Source organism: Robinsoniella peoriensis, assembly GCF_000797495.1.
GTDB classification, from domain to species: domain Bacteria; phylum Bacillota; class Clostridia; order Lachnospirales; family Lachnospiraceae; genus Robinsoniella; species Robinsoniella peoriensis.
The window spans coordinates 364,648-384,003 of the sequence record NZ_JTGN01000005.1 but is presented as its reverse complement, the minus strand read 5'-3'; the positions used below and the strand labels follow the sequence as shown (position 1 = coordinate 384,003).

Below are 19,356 nucleotides of genomic sequence, written 5' to 3'. Positions count from 1 at the left end.
AATGCAAATAATTTATCTTATATATCTTGTAACTTCCAATGTTACCTGCTATACTTTGCCTAATATGAGATTTGCAGCAGAGCTGTCGGTCATGATTCATGATATTTACGTTACGTAACATTTTAACTGACAAATAGCTGATATTATGGCTTTTTGTAAAAATATAACAGATAGGGAGGAAACATATATGTACAAACTATGGGAAGAACTAGAGAAACTGAAAAATTACCGCTGGATTGAACTTTCGCATCCCCTGAACAACACCAGCCCTTATTGGAGCGGTATACCGGAAGGAGCAGTGGAGCTTTCAAAAACGGTATATGACTGGGGCAATGAATTGGAGTGTCTGATTCAGTCTTTCAAATTTCCGGGTCAGTTTGGTACGCATATTGATTTCCCAGGGCATTTTATTAAAGGGGAAGCTTTATCGGAAGCATATTCCGTTAAGGATATGGTATTTCCATTAGTGGTTATTGATATTTCGGATAAGGTAAAACAAGATGTGCACTATGCGGTTACGGTAGAGGACCTTAAAGCGTATGAAGAAAAATACGGTGAAATCCCGGACGGGGCCTTTGTGGCACTGTATACGGGATGGAGTTCCCGCTGGCCGGATATGGATGCCATTTCCAATTTCGATGAAAATGGCGGTGAACATTTTCCGGGATGGTCTATGGAGGCGCTGCAGTATATTTACGAGGTGAGAAATGCAGCAGCAAACGGACATGAGACACTGGATACTGATGCATCCGAGCTGGCTGCACAAGCAGGGGATCTTGCATGTGAACGCTATCTTTTGAAAAAGGGTAAGCTTCAGGTAGAGGTAATGTGCAATCTGGACAAAGTCCCTCCTGCGGGAGCCGTAGTCATTGCGGCATTTCTTCCCATTGAAGGAGCAACGGGGCTTCCGGTGCGGATGTGGGCGATTGCAGAATAGTTTTTATACCTGACGGGTCCCATTGGGCGGTATGAACTTACCCAGAGAACACTGGAGGAAACCTGCAGATACCGTGATTTTAAAGAAGCCGGAACAAAAGGAATTTCTGATTGTGAGATTTCCTCCATTATACTTCCGCTCCTTGCAGACCATGTACTGAGGGAAGCGAACCACTACCTGAGATTATTGCAGGAACAGGATTAGATAAAATGAAAATAAGAAGTATAGAGCGGAAGTGACGATCCGCCCATATACTTCTTATTTTTATGCAATAACCCAGAAACATCTGAGGGCCATTCATATTGCAGATAAATAATGGACTAAGATCCGCTTGTTAAGTATACACTACTGAAAAAGGAGGTTTAGAATGACGATGGTATTTAAAGGGAGATTTGAAGATATGGTTATGATCATAACCGGTGCATCCAGAGGAATTGGGAAAGCAACGGCAAAAAGAGCGGCGGCAGAAGGAGCAAAGGTGGTATTAGTTGATATACGGGCAGAACAGGGAGAAGAGGTGCTGCGGGAAATAAAGGAAAGCGGAGGAGATGGGATATTCTTAAATCTGGATATTTCCACGGAAGAAAATGCAGAAAGGATGGTACAGGAAACAGTGGCTCATTATGGAAAACTGGATATCGCAGTTAATAATGCAGGAGTGATGGGAAACCCCGGTCCTTTGCATAACTTAAAAAAAGAAGATATGGATTTTACAATGGCAAATAACTTTTACAGTGTATATTTTTGCTGCAAAAGTGAGCTGTCCCAATTCTTAAGCCAGGGCAGGGGCGGCGTAATTGTTAATAATTCTTCTATTGCAGGAGTGACAGGACTTCCTGGAAATCCTGCTTATGTAGCTTCAAAACATGCAGTAAATGGACTGACTAAGAATCTCGCCCTGGATTATGCACGTTATGGTATCCGTATCAATTCCGTAAATCCTGCAGGTACGTCAACCCCTATGGTAGAGGAAGCCTATGCATTTGTAATGAAAAAGCAGAAAGAGGCTTTGGATGCGGGATTAGATCCGAAAAAAGCGCAGTCCATGGCAGGACAAAAAACGAAGACCATGCAGGAGAGAGAAGCGACGGCAGAGGAACAGGCAGCATCTATTTTGTTTTTAGTTTCAGAGGATGCGACGCATATGACAGGTGCCGTGGTTCAGACTGATGGCGGATGGACTTCGTTTTGATTTTGAAGTCAGGGATATGATCTACCAATCATTCTACCAATCATGCCCGCCGCTTAAATTTTGAAGAAAATCTTTTATATAGTACAGAGCAGCTCCGGTAGCCACGGTGCTGCTTTTTCTCTTTCCAAGTGACAGGAATGTATCCGCTTCGGGAAATGCAGTAGTTTTCTGCATGCGGGCATGGAGATATTCCAGATCCTGCTCGTTCATGTAAGGTGCCAGATGTCCGCCCAGGATTACCTCGCTGTCGATTACCATGTGAAGATTATTAATTGCCATGGCAAGATAATTGAGATAGCGTACCCAGCGGTCTTCCTGTTCCCGGCTGCCGGCATTTTTCGCTTCGAAGAAAGCATCCAGATCTTCGTTTCCGGAATCCCCGTTTCCGGCAAGCAGGGCATTGGCAGAACAATAGCATTCCATACACCCCATTTGTCCGCAGTAACAGGGAAGCCCCCCCGGAACAAGGGTCATGTGTTCGATTGTGCCGCTCCGACCGGTGCGCCCGCTCTGTATTTCCCCATTGATTATAATTGCACCGCCCAGATGGTACCCAAGTGAAAAATATACCGCGTGTGAAAGCTTTGGATGATCCCAGAGTTCTGTCATGGCAGCGCACTCTGCGTCATGTACAAAACGGCAGGGATAGTCCAGGTGTTCTTCAAACGAGGAAATGGATAAACCGGTACAGTCCAGAATCTTTCCATAAATAATGTTCCGGCTGTCCTGGGATACCAGCCCCTGGAGTGCAAATGCAATGCCAAGAACATTTTTACTTTCAATATCCTGCTCCAGGATAAACTGTCTGATTTCCGTGCTGACATCTTTGAAATAATCTGCAGAATCCTGGAATGGAATCCGGCATATTTTCTGAAACCAGATATGCCCATACAGATCCAGAACAGCAATGGTCAATTTGTTTTTTAAAATTTCCACACCGATGGAAACTCTGGCAGAAGGGGTAATGGTATATGCAACTGCCTTTCTGCCAATCTGGGACTGAAGCTGTCCGCAGGTCTCAATAAAGCCTTCTTGCAGAAGCATATTCAGATGCTGTGTTACAGTAGGAAGACTCATTTGCAGTGCATTTGCAATGGATTGCTTTGAACATTTATCATTGGAATAGATATAATGATAAACGTCAGAATAGTTCATTTTTTTTATGTCGGTAAGAGAAAATTTTTCCATGATAACTCCTTATATAAAAGTAAAACGAGGATTTCACTTCGTTATGTAAAATAGATTTGCAAAATCATTATAGCATATAATTTTATGTAAAGTAATTAGAAAAAGACTTTTGGTAAAATTATCTAAAAAATATAACACAATTTTGAGTATTATTCCATCTTGCACAAGAAGATAAAAAGAGCTATTATGTAATTACATTTTAGAAAATCATTTTATAAAATGAATATGTATAAAATGAAAACGAAAAAACGAATCTACATAAAACGGTAGGAAGGATGGAATGGATATGGGAATTATTGAAAAGATGAGACTGGACGGTAAAAAAATCTTTGTAACAGGAGGAGCAAGAGGAATAGGCAAATCGGTTGCCACGGCATTTGCACAAGCGGGAGCAGATCTGGCAATTGTGGATGTGGATATGGAAGAGGCGAAAAGAACGGCTGACCAGCTTGCCGCAGAAAATGGAGTAGAAACAATAGCGGTTAAAACGGATGTAACAAAACCGGACGAAGTTGATGCGATGATAGAAACCATATTAAGCAAATTTGGAAGGCTGGATGTTGCTTTTTGCAATGCGGGTATCTGTATGAATATCCCGGCAGAGGAGATGACATACGAACAATGGAAAAAAGTGATCGACATCAATCTGACCGGCGTATTTTTAACGGCACAGGCAGCGGGAAAAGTGATGTTAAAGCAGGGCGGCGGTTCCATCATTAATACGGCGTCCATGTCTGCACATATTGTAAATGTGCCGCAGCCGCAGTGTTCCTATAATGCCTCAAAAGCGGGTGTAATTCAGCTGACCAAATCACTGGCAATTGAATGGGCGAAGAGAAATGTACGGGTTAACAGTATCAGCCCGGGATATATCGGGACTGAACTGACCCTGAATTCACCTAGCCTGCAGCCTCTGATTGAACAGTGGAATGCCATGGCGCCCCTTGGCAGAATGGGCAGGCCGGAGGAACTCCAGTCTATCTGTGTCTATCTGGCAGGAGATACCAGCTCCTTTACAACCGGATCTGATTTTGTTGTGGATGGAGCATTTACCTGTTTCTAGAACCAGTAAAAATGAACAGTTTAAAATCCCACAGGAGGAAGAAAGATGAATTATTTATTAGGAACGGATATCGGAACATCCGGAACAAAAACTATTTTAATGGATACCGAGGGGAAATTGATAGCCCAGAACCTGCAGGAATATGATGTGCTGACCCCTAAACCATTGTGGGCGGAGCAGTGGCCGGATGTATGGGCGGATGCAGCGTTGGCATCCATTAAGAATACAGTAGCGGAATCGGGAGTGAATCCCAGGGACATCAGGGGAATTGCAGTCAGCGGATTATATGGAGGATCCGGTATTCCACTGGACGAACGGATGAACCCGGTCAGACCGTGTATGATCTGGATGGACAGACGTGCAGATGAAGAGACTTCCTGGGTGCTGGAGAAGATTGGGGAAGAAAAACTGCTTGAAATCACACACAACGGGGCAGATCCCTATTACGGCTATACTAAGATTCTATGGATGAAGAACCATGAACCGGAAAACTGGGAAAAGACCAAACTGTTTCTCCCTCCAAATGACTATGTAATATATAAAATGACAGGGAAAATTGCCATTGATTATTCTTCAGCGGGAAATATCGGAGGCATATTTGATATGAACCGGAGGGAGTGGTCTGAAGAAATGATGGAAGCCATGGGAATTCCCATGTCAATGATGCCTCAGAAGATTGTGGAGTCCACGGATATTGTAGGAGGACTTAAAAAAGAGCTGGCGATGGAACTGGGACTGTGGGAAGGAATGCCGGTAATTGCAGGAGGAATTGACTGCGGAGCTGCGAATATAGGCCTTGGTGTTTTTGATTCCGGTATCTATGCAGCAGCCATCGGAACTTCCATGTGCGCAGCACTGATTTCGGATAAACCGGTAAAAGGAAAAGGCCTGATCGTATGGCCCTATCTGTATGATGCTAAGAAATTATCCTATTATTTTGCAGGAGGAGCTACTGCAGGGGCGATAGTGAAGTGGTTCCGCAATACGATCTGCCAGTTCGAAGCTGAGGTGGAAAAGGCAGGCGGTCCAAAGGCATACGACGTATTAAATGCAGAAGCAGAAAAGCTTCCAGCAGGAAGTGAAGGGCTTGTGGTGCTGCCCTATTTTATGGGAGAAAGAAGCCCTGTCTGGGATTCCGATGCAAAAGGTACTATCCTGGGACTGTCACTGACCCATACAAAGGCACATCTGTACCGGGCATTTTTGGAAGCAGTGGCATATTCCCTTAGAAATGCCATGGAGGCTACCGGTGAATATCTGGGTGAATACATTCTGCTGGCAGGGGGAGTTACCAAGTCAAAGGTATGGAGACAGATCTTTGCGGATGTAACAGGATATCCAGTAGTATGCCCCATCTATGATGTGGAAGCAAATATGGGGGATGTAATGCTGGCGGGTATCGGAACCGGTCTGCTTACCTATGAGCAAGTGAAAAAATGGCAGGTTCTGGATGAAAAAATAATGCCTGATCAACAAAACCACGAAAAATACAATGCGTATTACGGTGTTTACCAGTCCATATATGAAAATTTAAAAGAAGATATGAAAAAGCTGTCAAAGATATAAATCAGTAAGTCTTTTGGAGGAGAATGATTATGAAAAAGTGGAGAAAAAGAGTGGGTTATGGAATCGGAGATCTGGGTTGCAATCTTGTATTCAGTACAATGGCATCCTATTTGATGATATTTTATACGGATGTATTCGGCATATCGGCAGCAGTTGCCGGTACGCTGATGCTTGTTACAAAATTTATAGATGCTCTAACTGATACCGGAATGGGAATTATCGTGGATAAGACTCACACCAGATGGGGACAGGGCAGGCCTTATTTTCTGATTGGTGCTGTACCCTTTGCCATATTTACCATTGCGACTTTCTATATACCAGAGCTGGGAAGTGCAGGGAAAATCGTTTGGGCTTATATTACGTATTGTCTTCTCTGCACCGCGTATACCGTTGTAAATATTCCGCTGAATACAATTGTGCCAAGACTTACCTCTGATCTGCATGAGAGAAACTGCCTGGTATCCACCAGGATGATCTGTGCCATGCTTGGAACGGCCATTGTTATGACCATTACAGCTCCGTTAGTAGAGTACTTTGGAAAAGGCGACAAGGCCCGTGGATATTTAATTACCATGAGTTTGTATGGCATTGTGGCAATGATTATATTTGTTATTACTTTTCTCAGTACCAAAGAGGTCGTTCCTTCTACCGTACAGGAAGAAAAGGTAACACTCCGGGAAAGCCTGAAAGGACTGACAGACCAGAGCATATTATTTTTTATATTGAATTTTCTATACTTTGGACTGTATGTATTCCGAAGTACCACCGTAATTTACTATTTTACATATAATCTCCAAAAGACACAATGGCTGACTCTGGTGGGACTTCTTGGAATTCTTTCAGGACTTCCAATGCTGTTAGTTCTTCCGGCTCTTCAGAGAAAATTTGGAAAGAAGTGGGTGATGTATTTAAGTATCGTCATCTATATTGCAGGAGATATGATGATTTATATCGGCAGGTCCACTTCCTTTTTCCTGCTGGCAGGCCTTGTCGTTACCGGACTTGGAATTTACGGAATCTTTGGCGTGACCTTTGCCATTCAGCCGGATGTTATCGATTATTCGGAGTATAAAAAGAACAAGAATATATCAGGACTGATTGCAGCGTTCCAGGGATTCTTCGTGAAAGCAAGCATGGGACTTGCAAGTGCGGTGATTGGAGGAATATTGAAGTGGGGCGGCTATGCGGCGAATGAAAATCAGTCTCCAAAGGCTCTGGCATGTATTGAAGCAAGCTTTATCTGGATACCCCTGGGACTGTGCCTGGTAATTGGAATTTTGATGTATTTTTATAATCTGGATAGAAAAAGAGCGGAAATGAGCAGGGTTCTGGATGGAAGAAGAAACGGTCAACAGTCTGAATTTATGTGACGGTGACATCCACCCCTTTGCTTCTTAAGAGCTCCACCTTTTCTGGAGAAATCCCGTTATCCGTGATCAGGCAGGATACCTCATGATATTGCAGCAGAGAGACAGCTCCTTTCTGGGAAAACTTCTCGCATTCTGTTAATATTGTGGTGTGTTCTGCCTGTTCTGACATGGCACGGATGACCTCCCGGCGCATTAAATTACTTCCGGTAAAGCCAAAACTCTCCTGGAATCCGTCTATTCCGATAAAAAGTCTTTTTACAAAGAAAGTACGCACATTATGAATGGTTAACGGACCCACAACAGCCTGGGAATCTTTCTGGTAGGTTCCTCCCAGCAGAATGACCTGAACCGTGGGATAGTGGCGGATATACCCGGCAATAAATGCAGAGTTGGTAATGATAGTCAGATCTTTTCTGGTACGCGCCAGTTCATCGGCGAGCAGGATGCAGCAGGAACCGGATTCGATCATTAACGTTTCCCCGTCCTGTACCATGCCGGCAGCTGTCCTTGCTATCTGTTTCTTTTTTTCATAATGGAATGCCAGATGGTAATTCATATCTTCCCGGGAACCAAGAACCGCGAATCCATGTTCCCTTTTAATTAATCCCTTTTCTTCCAAGCTGTCCAGGTCTTTTCGGATCGTTACTTTAGATACGTCTAACAGGTCAGAAAGCCTGGCTACTTCTATTTTATTTTCCAGCGTAAGCAGTTCTAAGATTTTTTCTTCACGATGATTCATCTGGCATTCCCTTTCGTTGTATAAATTTTATTTATTATAACATAAGAAAAGCAGAAACGCAATCATTTGGTTTCGTAAGAAAGAGATATTGGATTCGAATAAAAAATTGCGATTATGGTAGTATCAAAAGAACTGAAAGACAGGGGAACAATGTAATATAGAAAGTAATTAATGCTTACGAAAGAAATAAAAAATAGTTTCATTAGTAAATATAGTGTTGACAAACCTTAGAAAAAAAATTATAATCCTCTTATAGAAAAAGAAAGAGGAGATCAGTATGGAACTATTATTTGATACAGCCAATTTAGATGAGATTAAAAAGTACAGCCAGTATTATCCAATAACAGGGGTTACCAGCAATCCCAGTATACTTAAGGCAGAGGGGAATGTGGATCTGTACGGTACCCTTCGTGAAATCAGGAATGTTATTGGCATGGAAAAGTCTCTCCATGTACAGGTACTTGCGGAAGATGCAGATGGGATGCTAAAAGAAGCAGAGGCAGTTTTGAAAAATGTGGATGATAAAGTATTTATAAAAATCCCGACTACAGAAGAGGGATTAAAAGCAATGATGATGTTAAAATCCAAGGGAATCGGCGTCACTGCTACTGCTATTTATACAAAGATCCAAGGATTTATGGCAATTATGGCCGGAGCGGATTTCATTGCACCCTATTGCAACCGTATGGAAAATCTGGATGTTGATTTTGAAGAAACGATTGCAGATTTCCGTCAGATGATTGACGAAAATCAATCTTCCTGTAAGATTCTTGCAGCCAGCTTTAAGAATATCCGCCAGGTGAACCGTGCTTTTACAGTTGGTGCACATGCGGCTACGGTACAGCCAATGCTGATGCACAGTTCTTTTGAAATGGCGGCAGTGAAGAAGGCAGTGGATGACTTTAAAGCAGACTGGGTGGCAGTCAGGGGAGATGTTTCTCTTACTGATCTGTAGAGAAAATGTTTCGTATGAAAGCAGGAAGGAAGGTGGACTTTATGAAACAGTATTTGATTGCCCATGATCTTGGGACATCGGGAGATAAAGCAACGCTGTTTACTGCAGAAGGAGAGATGATTCGAAGTGCGGTGGTTTCCTATGACGTGGATTTCTCCGGAGATAAGCGGGCAGAGCAAAATCCTCTGGACTGGTGGAATGCTTTTTGTAAGGCAACCGGAGAGATTCTGGAAGGTATTCACCCTGAGCAGGTTTTGGCAGTTTCTTTTAGTGCCCAGATGCAGGGATGCCTTCCGGTAGATGAGCAGGGGAATCCCCTTCGGAATTCGATTATCTGGGCGGATCATAGAGCCGTGAAGGAAGCGGCCTTATTGGAAGAAAGACTGGGTGCAGACCGCATCTATGAACTGACCGGGCACAGAGTCAGTCCAAGCTACACCATTGAAAAGCTTATGTGGCTGAAAAAACATGAGCCGGATATCTATCAGAAAACTTATAAAGTACTTCAGGCAAAAGACTACATTATATTCCGCCTGACCGGAAAATTTGTCACGGATTATTCCGACGGTTCCGGCACCCAGGCGATGGACCTGAAAAAAATGGAATGGTCCAGGGAAATATTGGGGGCAGCAGAGATAGACGGTGATAAATTTCCGGAATTACATAACTCTACGGACATTGCCGGAAAAGTAACGGCAATTGCATCTTCTGCCTGTGGACTGGGAGAGCATACGCTTGTAATCTGTGGAGGCGGAGACGGACCCTGTTCCTCAGTAGGGGCAGGATGTGTAAAGGATGGAGAATTGTTTACCACCTTTGGTACCTCTGCCTGGATTGGCGGGACTTCTTCGGTTCCCTTTGCAGACGAAGAGAAAATATTGTTCTGTTTTGCCCATGTAATTCCAGGAAAATACATGCCATGCGGGACAATGCAGGCAGCAGGAAGTGCTTATTCATATGTCCGCAGCGTAATTTGTGACGGAGAGGACTATGACTTGCTGGATGAACGGATGAAACGTTCCCCGGCAGGTGCAAAAGGATTGATTTTCCTGCCTTACCTTCTGGGTGAAAGAAGCCCCAGGTGGAATTCCGACACCAGCGGAGCGTATCTAGGGATTCATCCGGAGCATAAGAAGGATGATTATGTCCGAGCTTCGATGGAAGGCATAGCAATGAATCTGGAATTGATTTTAAAGGCATACCGCAGGAAAATGTCCGTTGATACGATGATACTGACCGGAGGCGGAGCCAAAAGCCCGGTAAATGCAGGGATACTGGCTGATGTTATGCAGGTAGATTTTCAGGTTCCGGATCATGTTGAAGAAGCGACCTCCATTGGAGCGGCTATGATCGCTGGTGTTGGTGCCGGGGTGTTTCAGAGTTTTGACGAAGTGGAAAAATTTCTGCACATCCGTCAAAGATATCAGGCAGACAAAGAAAAAGAGAACGTGTATCGTTTTGTAAAACAAAGATTTGAATTGGCTTATCAGGGGCTTTTACCTTTTTTTAAAGCTCACGAATGATAGTATCATAAATTTAATACGTTATACTGTGAAGGCGGTTTTGAGATTACTATTTCAAAACCGCCTATTGTTTATGGTAAGAAAATTTTTATACTATTTTTCTTTATATAAAATTTTAAAATCACTTGACTGAATTAAATTCAGTGATATAATTGAACTATATTCAGTTTAGAGGAGATGATATTATTACAAGGATAAGCAAGAGACCGGAAATACGCAGGCAAGAGCTTTTGGAAATTGGGATAGCTCTTTATATGGAAAGTGGTGTAAAAGGAATCAGTGTTCAGCAAGTGGTGGAAAAAGCAAATGTCGCCATTGGGTTATTTTATTATTATTTTAAGTCAAAAGATGATTTTCTTGACGAAGCACTAAATTATTATGTGGAAAAAAGCTTTTGCTCTTTTGATCATATTTTCAAAGAGGAAGGCTTAACGGTTACAGAAAAAGTGGATTCTTTGTTAGATGCATTTTGTAAATACAGCCAAAAGATGTTACCGTACCGAACAGACCGTGTTTTTCATTCAGAAAGACATTCTGTTTTATCAGATAAAATTACAGAAAAAATGAGGGAATCCGTCCGTAATTTCATTGATCAAGGCTGTGAGGAAGCACTTTTTGATGTAAAAGACACGGAGCTGGCAGCAGCCTTTGTCGTAAATGGTATGTCTAGTATATTTGATCCTTCTCTGGAAATAAATGCGGCATCCTTTTCTGAATTAAAAAAATATATACTGAGAGTTATTGGTTTTAGGTAGAAGCAGGTTTATTATATTGGGGTTTAGCTGAGGAAGGGGACGCTTTGTAGATGGAAGTAGTGCGCGAAAAGAGAAGGGGGCGGACCATGGCAGGCGTTTGGAAGGCTTACCGCAGAACTGGCATTTTCTAACCTTCCCAGAGCGCTTTTTGGCGGCACGCGGGCATTCGCTCCGAAATCCTGATGCATTTCGCAGCTCACTGCCCGCTTAGTATCCGATGGGAGCCAGTCGAATACTATACGCCAAAAAACACTCCGGCAAGGTAAGTAAATGCTCAGATCTGCTATACGCCTTCCAAACGCCTGCCATGGTCCGCCCCCTTCTCTTTCCGGGATGCAGTTTATTGATACAAAGCTGGTTTTCTCAGCATGGTGTGACCCTGGGGTTGTGGCATGCTGGACGTGATTGGCTGAAAGCAGCTTGATCTTATCACTGTAGTGGGATTCTTCATTCTAATACAGTATATTTATGGTTATAGTACTTACATCCAGTTACTTCTGTGATAGGAAAGCAAGTAAAATTAAACTTATTTCTCCCAATTCATACTGAACTGCCGCAACACACTCTGCTGAATCCAAAAACGAACAGCTGGTCACAGCCACGGGGTCTCGACTCGGCTGAGAAAACCAGTTCTGCGGCCAGCTGACGGAGCCCATGCCAGTTTCCCACACCCATCTTTTCGCGCACTACTTCCATCTACAAAGCGTCCCCTTCCTCAGCTAAACCCAAATGTAAGATAAAATTGTACGCTGTAGTACAAGGCTGTTTCAGACACGTTCAAACGTAATAGGATATAAATAGGAGGATCCGGGATGATGAAGATTGTGATAGATGGTAAAGTAATATTAAAAGCAGAACTGGACGCATGGAAATTAAAGAGAATAAAAAAAGTTATCCGTAATTTGAAACTAGACTTACCTTTTATGAATGATGCGGATGAAATGAATAAGTTATTAACGGACAAAAAAATGCAATATTCCTATCAGGATATGATACGGATACTTAGAAGGAAATTAAAAATTGGGGAAATTGCAATGAAATTTGCAGGCAGAATCTCCGGCAGCAGACGCCGTCATGCACTTACGATCATCTATATTGATGGTATCACAGCTGAAAAGTTAAGTGAATTTCTAGATGAATTAATGCTGCAGCCAAAGGGAAAGTATCGTAAGATTAATTTATCCGCATGCCCGGATCACTACGTTTTGAAACCAGATAAAAATGGTACACTTGAGGTGATAGAGACTACGGGTATTGCACCTGTACCTGTGCAATTCTTTATAACATTTGGAGATGAACAGGGAATCAGAGAGCCTCGAAATAAAAAATACTCTCATCAATCCGTGGGAATAGCAAAGTTACGGGACGGTACTGTCATAGGCGGTGTGCGGCACCAGTTTAAAAATACGCGGGCAGGAGTAAAGGTACGGTTATTAGTAGAATTCCCCGCAATTTGTCCAAAAGGTATCATCCGAGAACATGAAAAACATCTTGCAACGGAATTTTCTAATTGGATAGAGTGGATGATTGATCAGCAAAATGATGAATTGTGATAGACTCAATTGATAAAGATCTAAGATAAAGATCTAAGATAAAGATCTAAGATAAAGGTCTAAGATAAAGATTTAGGATAAAGATTTAAGATTAAGATGAAAGATTAAAATTTAAGATTAAGATTTAAATCAAGCCAAGTCTGCAACAGTAGTTATAGGCTTGTTCTGCATTCTGCAATTCATTGTTCTGGAAATATAATTATAGAAAAATAAAATATGTTTACAATTTCTATAAACAATGTTATATTGAGTTTATAAAAAAATAGAACAGGAGGGAATTATGGATTACGGTAAACTCACATTGGAAGAGTTAAAAAAGGGATATCAGTTTGACAAAGAAAAAGATGCCTATGTCTGTATTTATTGTGATCAGACTTTCCAGGAAGGGCAGATTTTTTCAATTGGAGGTCATTTTTATGTGGCGGAACACGCGGTGGCAAAACATATTGCAGCAGAGCATAAGAGTAACTTTGCTCAGCTGGTAAATTCAGACACGAAGTACAATACATTAACGAAAAATCAAAGAGAACTTATGACGTTATTTTATGCGGGATTGACAGACGGTGAAATTGCAAAAAAATCCGGTATTTCCGATTCTACGGTCAGACGCCAGAGATTTACATTTCGGGAAAAAGCAAAACAGGCCAGATTATATCTTGCTATTTATGAACAGGTGTTTGAAGAACATGCTGAAAATGAGAATGCCTTTATTCCCATTCACGACAAAGCAATTTACGTAGATGACCGGTATCTGATTACAGAACAGGAAAAGCGACACATTTTAGAAACATCTTTCAAAACCCTTTCACCTTTAGTATTAAAAAACTTCTCCCCAAAAGAAAAGAAAAAGATTGTTATTTTAGGAAAAATAGCAGAAGAATTTGATCGGGGAAAGCATTATAGCGAGAAAGAGGTAAATGAGATATTGAAGCCGGTCTTTGAAGATTATATGACCTTACGGCGCTATTTGGTTATGTATGGGTTTATGGAAAGAACGAAAGACGGAGCGGAATACTGGCTCACAATTTAATTGTTTAATTTGGGTTTAGCTGAGGAAGACGCTTTGTAGATGTAGGTAGTGTACGGAAAGATGGGTGTGGGAAACTGGCATGGGCTCCGTCAGCTGGCCGCAGAACTGGTATTTTCTAACCTTTCCGAAGCGCTTTTTGGCGGCACGCGGGTATTCACCGAGAAATCCTGATGCATTTCTCGGTTCAGTACCCGCTTAGTATCCGATGGGAGCCAGTCGAATACTATCCGCCAAAAAACATTTCGAAAAGGTAAGTAAATACTCAGCTCTGCTCTACGCTTCCTCCGCCCATACCAGTTTCCCACACCCATCTTTCCGAGATCGCATTCGTTGATACAAAGCTGGTTTTCTCAGCAGATTGGAACCCCTGGGCTGTGGCAGGCAGTTCGTTTTTGGATACTGCGCAGTATGTTTCGGCTGTTTGTGTAAAAGAAGTTGGAAGTTTGCTCCTTTTTCTGATTACAGAATGAAAAACATATTCCGTCCCCTTCTCTTTCCGTACACTACCTACATCTACAAAGCGTCATTAATCAGCTAAACCCAAATATAATAAACCTGGAGTGAGTCTCAAGTTCAAGTAATGACGCATAAGAGTGTGGTTGAGAATTCATTTAAGTAAAAATATGTAGTAGAGATCATATATGAATAAAAAATGAAAGAGGAGATCAGTATGGAACTATTAAAAGAATCTGATATGGAGAAAAACAGACCCAATATTAAAATGGGGCCTATTGTGATGGACTGTGGTATGGGAGGCGCTAAAGTACTTTCGGAATTTTATAGCAGACTGCTTGGATGGAATCTCTCGCATCCGGCGCAGAATGGGACGTCTGCCATCACCTCTTCCCAGGGAAATGTGATGGCATTTCAGGAGGTTGAGGGGTATGAATCTCCGGTCTGGCCGTGGAAAGCTGGAAAACAGGGACAAATGATACACTTTGATCTAGAAGTGGAAGACTTGGAAGAAGCAATCAGCTATGCTGTGCTTTGTGGAGCAAGGCTGGCGGAAGAGATATTTTTCGAGGATTCCAGAACGCTGTTTGATCCTGCGGGGCATCCGTTCTGTCTGGACACTTACCGAGAGGATTAATGGGAAAAAAGAAAATAAAAGAAAAATAAAAGAAAATAAAAGTAAAAATAAAAAAGAGTCGTTTTGTCTGAACGTGATTTTTAGCACGCAGTCAGACTAAACGATTCTTTTTTGCATTTTTTACTGGTGTCGTAAGAGATATTTTGCCTGAAGTTAAAAAAACGATACATTTAAGCAAAAAAGCCTAATTATAATATCCGATAATACCTAAAAGGTAACCACTGTAGCCGACAATGCTTTCAAAAATATACTAAAATTGCAGAGTATAATTTCTGCATGCTTCTACATATGCCGTGATATTTTCCCAGGGTACCTCCGGCTCCAGCATATGGGTAGGTGCCAAAAAGAGCCTGCCGGTTTTGCCGGCAATATCCAGTAAATGGATGGCGGTTGCTTTCACTTCCTGCGGGGAGGCAAAGGGCATGGTGGTCTGGGTCCCAATGGTGCCATGGAATCCAATCTTCCCGCCATATTTTTGAAAAATTTCCTGAAAGTCCATGCATTCGCTTTGAATAGGATTCAGAACATCAATTCCTGCTTCGATCAGATAGGGGATAAAAGGGGTAACATACCCACAGCTGTGGTAAAATATAATAATTTCCGGATTAACGGAACGGATTGTCTGAATTACTTTCTTCAGGCGCGGTAAAATCCATTCGCAATAGAGATCTTCACTCATCATCTGGGTGTGCTGCATCCCAATATCGTCACCCAGGTAAATGATATCCACACCTGCCAGGGCAAAAGACCTGGCACGAATCTGCGCCTGTGCCGTGACTTTGTCAAAAATGAAAGAAGCAATTTCCGGATCACAGATCATATCAGACATGAGATTTTCCATACCCCGGATGTACCAGGATGTTTCCCAGATAGTCACCTGCATACTGCCTACAGCAGCCAGTCCCTGTTTATGGATTGTTTTAACCTGTTCTGGCTGATGGGATGCATTGCCTGCAGCGAAATCGGGAAAAGTGTAATCCTTAACTTCTTCCAAATCCTCTGTCAGACTAAGCGGATAGCGCATTCTTGTCATATGCTTGGCAGCGGCACTGCCTGGTTCATGTGCAATTCCCCATACATCGATTTTAGATCCTTCTTTCAATCCATAGGGATAATATTTAAGAAACTGTTCCGGATTTTCTTTGATGGCGATATCATCCACATAGCGCCAGGGCATCTGGAAATACTCCATATAGCTCAGGTCACTTCCTGTTTTTTCATGATAGGTCGCCACTAGTTCCGGGCATAAATTAAATTCTACGGGCACCTCCTGGTAAGGTTTACCCTTTAGCATAGCGATTAAGTTTTCTCTTTTTGTCATATCAGCACCTGTTTATATTCCTTTCACAATATTTTTCTTTTCTTTTTTGTTATTGACTTATCCACATGTTAGCATATATGATTAAGAATATGAATGGGATTATTGGTCTGGGCATGTCATTTTTGGAAATAGAAAGGACGAAGGAGATGAAAATACCGGAGCGGTTGTACCGCAATCAAACGATGCATTATAATATTACCCACAGTCCCCAGGACGGCGTTTTAAGCTGTGGTTTCCTGCATAAACCAAATGCAGGTTTTTCTCAAAGTGGTCTTGTTTTTGAACACTATGGTGCATTTTTGCTGCTGGACGGATCGGGGAGTTATACGGATTCAGAGGGATATGAATATGATCTGGAACCGGGAGCTTACATACAGAGGCTGCCGGGCAGGAAGCATACAACCATGGTAAATCCGGATGGAAAATGGCTGGAGTTTTTTGTTTGCTTTGGCAAAAAAACTTATGAGAATTTAAGAGATCTGAAACTAATTTCGGATACACCTGTGATTTATCCGGGACTGACCCCTCATACTTTTCAAAAGTGCAATTATTTAATGGAATGTTTCCGGAAACTGCCGGAAGAGCAGCTGTCGGTTTTGTATCTTTACAGTCAGGAATTTGCAATCGAGATGTTTCGAAGTGCCAGAAATTCATATGTGGATGGCAGGGAATTTGCGAAAATGCAGAAGGCAGAGGAACTGCTCTGCCAGAGGAAGCCACGCTTTTTAAATGCCAGAGAGGTGTCGGATTGTATCGGCATGTCTTATGACAGATTTCGGAAAAAATTTAAGGATATGTACGGGATTTCCCCGGGAGCATATCAGATTGACAGCCGGATTAATTATTCAAAGACCCTGCTGTTAGACACCGGGAAGAATTTAAATGAAATAGCACTTTTATGTAATTTTGCAGATGGATTTTCATATTCTAAAGCATTTAAGAAGCACTGCAATATATCACCGCAGGAGTTTCGTAAGAATCATTTGAATTTGTGAATAATAGCTAGAGCTAACAGTTTATAAGTGGCTTATGGCTCCTGTTCAAAACAATCTTATGAGTCAATATTTGAAATAGAGAACATTAACGGTAAATTTAAACTTTATGAACTAATGGATAAAAAATATGTATCTCCGTTTTTGATATTATGTTGGATTGCAGTACATTTTCAACATGTGAGTAACATGTTGAGTGACATGTGAGCCTTTATATGTGAATATGACATAATATTCATATAAAATGACATTTTTATTATATGAAAAGTTAATTACAGACATTATAATAATATTCTATGCGGCGCAGAATCCTTAGTGATTTTTAAGTGGTGAGATTTTCTCCTGGCATTATCAGATTGTGCAGGTGAAGGTTTTGATTTGTATTAAATTCCAATCTTTTGGATTCCAAAACAGGCGCTATCATATAGAGTTGGAGAGTTTGCTATGTTTTCATTTTTACTAGTGATTATTTATGTTGCATTTATCAGTCTGGGACTGCCGGATTCCCTGGTAGGTTCTGCATGGCCAGTGATGCAGTCAGAATTGGGAGTTCCTTTTTCATACGCGGGAATCATTACGATGATTATAGCCTGTGGGACAATTGTCTCAAGCCTTCTGTCAGACAGGCTTACCAGGAAATTTGGAGCCGGATTAGTTACGGCATTCAGTGTATTTTTAACAGCCATGGCGCTGTTTGGATTTTCGGTATCGAATTTTTTTATTTTGCTGTGTTTATGGGCGGTTCCGTATGGACTGGGAGCAGGAGCGGTAGATGCAGCACTGAATAACTATGTTGCCCTGCACTATGCATCACGCCATATGAGCTGGCTGCATTGCTTCTGGGGAGTTGGGGCGGCTGTCAGCCCGTACATAATGAGTTTTTGCCTTACGGGTGGCCATGGATGGCACAGTGGTTATCTTGTGGTCAGTATCGTGCAGATTATATTAACTGTAATTCTCTTTATCAGCCTGCCGCTTTGGAAGAGGGGAAATACAGATCATATACAACATGCGGAACTTGATAAGGAAGTTTCATCCAGACCCCTGGGGTTTGCGCAGATTTTAAAAATGAAAGGGGTTCCCCTGGTTCTGGTAACATTTTTCTCATATTGTGCGCTGGAACAGACGGCAATGTTATGGGCAAGCAGTTATCTGGTGCAGCATAGGGGACTGGACGTGAGTATTGCAGCAAGGTTTGCCTCTCTGTTTTGTCTTGGTATCACAGCGGGGAGATTTCTCTGTGGATTTATAGCAGATAAATTAGGAGATAAGTTACTAATCCGTTTTGGTATTTTGCTTTCATTGTTAGGAATCATTTTCGTTGCCCTGCCGGTAGAAGGCACGTTTTTTGCAATGATTGGATTAATTATTACGGGGCTGGGATGTGCTCCCACGTATCCGGCTATTATCCATTCAACACCTTTTAATTTTGGCAGAGAAAATTCACAGGGGATTATCGGGATCCAAATGGCAAGCGCCTACGTGGGTACAACGATTATGCCGCCGCTTTTTGGTTTTCTTGCTTCCGCTATCAACATTAGTATATTTCCATTATATTTAAGTATTTTTGCAATTTTGATGCTGGTTATGTCCGAGCGGTTAAATAAAATTGTTGCAAAAAAATATGCATCGTCTAGGTAATGACTTTCCTAAGAATATGGACGCCCTCTGCAATATTTTCAAAACTCAAATGAGAGTAACCCATAAGTATTTCGCTGGCATAATTGCAGCCGGAGTGTTCCAGCAGATAATTTTCAATCGGGTATATGCGGACGCCCTGATGTGCTATTTCCTGTACCAGATCCCTGGAAAAGGTTGTGTTATGAAACCGGACTACCATATGCAGTCCGGCAGTCTGCCCGAGGATTTTAAACTCACTGGCAAATTGATCCGTTAATTCCCGGATCAGATGATTTTGGTTTCTGTGATAGTACTTTTTCATTTTCCAGTATTCTGAAATTCTTCAGTGTTTTGAAATTCTCCAGTATTCTAAAAATTTGCCAGTGTTCTGTTATATTCCGGTATTCTTATATTTTTCCTTATGATGAACTTTTCCTGAATACTCTATTGACTCTGTATTAG

20 protein-coding genes are annotated in these 19,356 nt (G+C 41.9%); 15 read left to right on the top strand and 5 right to left on the bottom strand.

Features of this window, described 5'->3' with window-relative positions; all coding sequences use genetic code 11:
* Positions 1-187: 187 nt before the first annotated feature.
* From QR40_RS12545 to QR40_RS12540, 3 genes are all read left to right on the top strand, one after another.
* Entirely contained in the window at positions 188-937 is a 750-nt protein-coding gene (locus tag QR40_RS12545) for a cyclase family protein (RefSeq protein ID WP_044295276.1), read from the top strand.
* A 9-nt stretch (positions 938-946) separates the two neighbouring features.
* Complete coding sequence (locus QR40_RS33170; protein WP_334291786.1) at positions 947-1,141, top strand: DUF2935 domain-containing protein; 195 nt, start codon at positions 947-949, stop codon at positions 1,139-1,141.
* A 163-nt stretch (positions 1,142-1,304) separates the two neighbouring features.
* The gene (locus tag QR40_RS12540) at positions 1,305-2,129 is read left to right on the top strand and encodes an SDR family NAD(P)-dependent oxidoreductase (RefSeq protein WP_044295274.1); all 825 of its coding nucleotides are present in this window, start codon (positions 1,305-1,307) and stop codon (positions 2,127-2,129) included.
* A gap of 33 nt (positions 2,130-2,162) precedes the next feature.
* Here the strand turns inward: QR40_RS12540 and QR40_RS12535 are convergent, their stop codons facing one another.
* Positions 2,163-3,317 carry an ROK family transcriptional regulator gene (locus QR40_RS12535; protein ID WP_044295272.1) on the bottom strand — a complete coding sequence of 385 codons (1,155 nt, stop codon included), beginning with the start codon at positions 3,315-3,317 and terminating at the stop codon, positions 2,163-2,165.
* 286 nt (positions 3,318-3,603) lie between these two features.
* Between QR40_RS12535 and QR40_RS12530 the strand changes: the two genes are divergently transcribed.
* From QR40_RS12530 to QR40_RS12520, 3 genes are read left to right on the top strand one after another with little or no spacing between them, the layout of a single operon-like run.
* A complete protein-coding gene (locus QR40_RS12530; protein ID WP_027292682.1) occupies positions 3,604-4,380 on the top strand; it encodes an SDR family oxidoreductase in 777 nt (258 codons plus the stop codon).
* A gap of 45 nt (positions 4,381-4,425) precedes the next feature.
* Complete coding sequence (locus tag QR40_RS12525; protein ID WP_044295271.1) at positions 4,426-5,946, top strand: FGGY-family carbohydrate kinase; 1,521 nt, start codon at positions 4,426-4,428, stop codon at positions 5,944-5,946.
* Positions 5,947-5,975: 29 nt separating this feature from the next.
* Positions 5,976-7,316 carry an MFS transporter gene (locus QR40_RS12520; RefSeq protein ID WP_027292684.1) on the top strand — a complete coding sequence of 447 codons (1,341 nt, stop codon included), beginning with the start codon at positions 5,976-5,978 and terminating at the stop codon, positions 7,314-7,316.
* Here QR40_RS12520 and QR40_RS12515 read toward each other — a convergent pair.
* Complete coding sequence (locus tag QR40_RS12515) at positions 7,309-8,055, bottom strand: DeoR/GlpR family DNA-binding transcription regulator (protein WP_044295270.1); 747 nt, start codon at positions 8,053-8,055, stop codon at positions 7,309-7,311. The genes QR40_RS12520 and QR40_RS12515 overlap by 8 nt on opposite strands.
* 277 nt (positions 8,056-8,332) lie before the next feature.
* On the opposite strand from QR40_RS12515, the gene QR40_RS12510 reads away from it, so the two are divergent.
* The 3 genes from QR40_RS12510 (at position 8,333) to QR40_RS12500 (ending at position 11,288) form a co-directional block, all read left to right on the top strand.
* Complete coding sequence (locus QR40_RS12510) at positions 8,333-9,010, top strand: fructose-6-phosphate aldolase (RefSeq protein WP_044295268.1); 678 nt, start codon at positions 8,333-8,335, stop codon at positions 9,008-9,010.
* Between the two features lie 41 nt (positions 9,011-9,051).
* Positions 9,052-10,533: a xylulokinase gene (gene xylB, locus QR40_RS12505; protein WP_027292687.1), complete on the top strand. Its 1,482-nt coding sequence runs from the start codon at positions 9,052-9,054 to the stop codon at positions 10,531-10,533.
* A 152-nt stretch (positions 10,534-10,685) separates the two neighbouring features.
* Positions 10,686-11,288, top strand: a complete 603-nt coding sequence (locus tag QR40_RS12500) for a TetR/AcrR family transcriptional regulator (protein WP_330373731.1) — start codon at positions 10,686-10,688, stop codon at positions 11,286-11,288.
* A gap of 540 nt (positions 11,289-11,828) precedes the next feature.
* On the opposite strand, the gene QR40_RS31770 is transcribed toward QR40_RS12500, so the two are convergent.
* Positions 11,829-11,984, bottom strand: a complete 156-nt coding sequence (locus QR40_RS31770; protein WP_160295805.1) for a hypothetical protein — start codon at positions 11,982-11,984, stop codon at positions 11,829-11,831.
* Between the two features lie 116 nt (positions 11,985-12,100).
* Between QR40_RS31770 and QR40_RS12495 the strand changes: the two genes are divergently transcribed.
* The 4 genes from QR40_RS12495 (at position 12,101) to QR40_RS12485 (ending at position 14,961) form a co-directional block, all read left to right on the top strand.
* Positions 12,101-12,841 (top strand): hypothetical protein, encoded by a 741-nt coding sequence (locus QR40_RS12495; protein WP_200889750.1) that lies wholly within the window; start codon positions 12,101-12,103, stop codon positions 12,839-12,841.
* Between the two features lie 280 nt (positions 12,842-13,121).
* Positions 13,122-13,871 carry a DUF2087 domain-containing protein gene (locus QR40_RS12490; protein WP_044295266.1) on the top strand — a complete coding sequence of 250 codons (750 nt, stop codon included), beginning with the start codon at positions 13,122-13,124 and terminating at the stop codon, positions 13,869-13,871.
* 48 nt (positions 13,872-13,919) lie between these two features.
* The gene (locus QR40_RS32565) at positions 13,920-14,042 is read left to right on the top strand and encodes a hypothetical protein (RefSeq protein WP_255348045.1); all 123 of its coding nucleotides are present in this window, start codon (positions 13,920-13,922) and stop codon (positions 14,040-14,042) included.
* A gap of 499 nt (positions 14,043-14,541) precedes the next feature.
* Complete coding sequence (locus QR40_RS12485) at positions 14,542-14,961, top strand: VOC family protein (protein WP_242849045.1); 420 nt, start codon at positions 14,542-14,544, stop codon at positions 14,959-14,961.
* 250 nt (positions 14,962-15,211) lie between these two features.
* Here QR40_RS12485 and QR40_RS12480 read toward each other — a convergent pair whose 3' ends face one another.
* Entirely contained in the window at positions 15,212-16,282 is a 1,071-nt protein-coding gene (locus tag QR40_RS12480) for a uroporphyrinogen decarboxylase family protein (RefSeq protein WP_044295264.1), read from the bottom strand.
* Positions 16,283-16,359: 77 nt separating this feature from the next.
* Here QR40_RS12480 and QR40_RS12475 point away from each other — a divergent pair, with 77 nt between their 5' ends.
* A complete protein-coding gene (locus tag QR40_RS12475) occupies positions 16,360-17,277 on the top strand; it encodes a helix-turn-helix transcriptional regulator (protein WP_160295804.1) in 918 nt (305 codons plus the stop codon).
* A 441-nt stretch (positions 17,278-17,718) separates the two neighbouring features.
* Positions 17,719-18,915: an MFS transporter gene (locus tag QR40_RS12470; protein WP_044295260.1), complete on the top strand. Its 1,197-nt coding sequence runs from the start codon at positions 17,719-17,721 to the stop codon at positions 18,913-18,915.
* Here the strand turns inward: QR40_RS12470 and QR40_RS12465 are convergent.
* Positions 18,908-19,216 (bottom strand): aminotransferase-like domain-containing protein, encoded by a 309-nt coding sequence (locus QR40_RS12465; RefSeq protein ID WP_044295259.1) that lies wholly within the window; start codon positions 19,214-19,216, stop codon positions 18,908-18,910. The two genes, QR40_RS12470 and QR40_RS12465, sit on opposite strands and share 8 nt — an antisense overlap.
* Between the last annotated feature and the right edge of the window lie 140 nt (positions 19,217-19,356).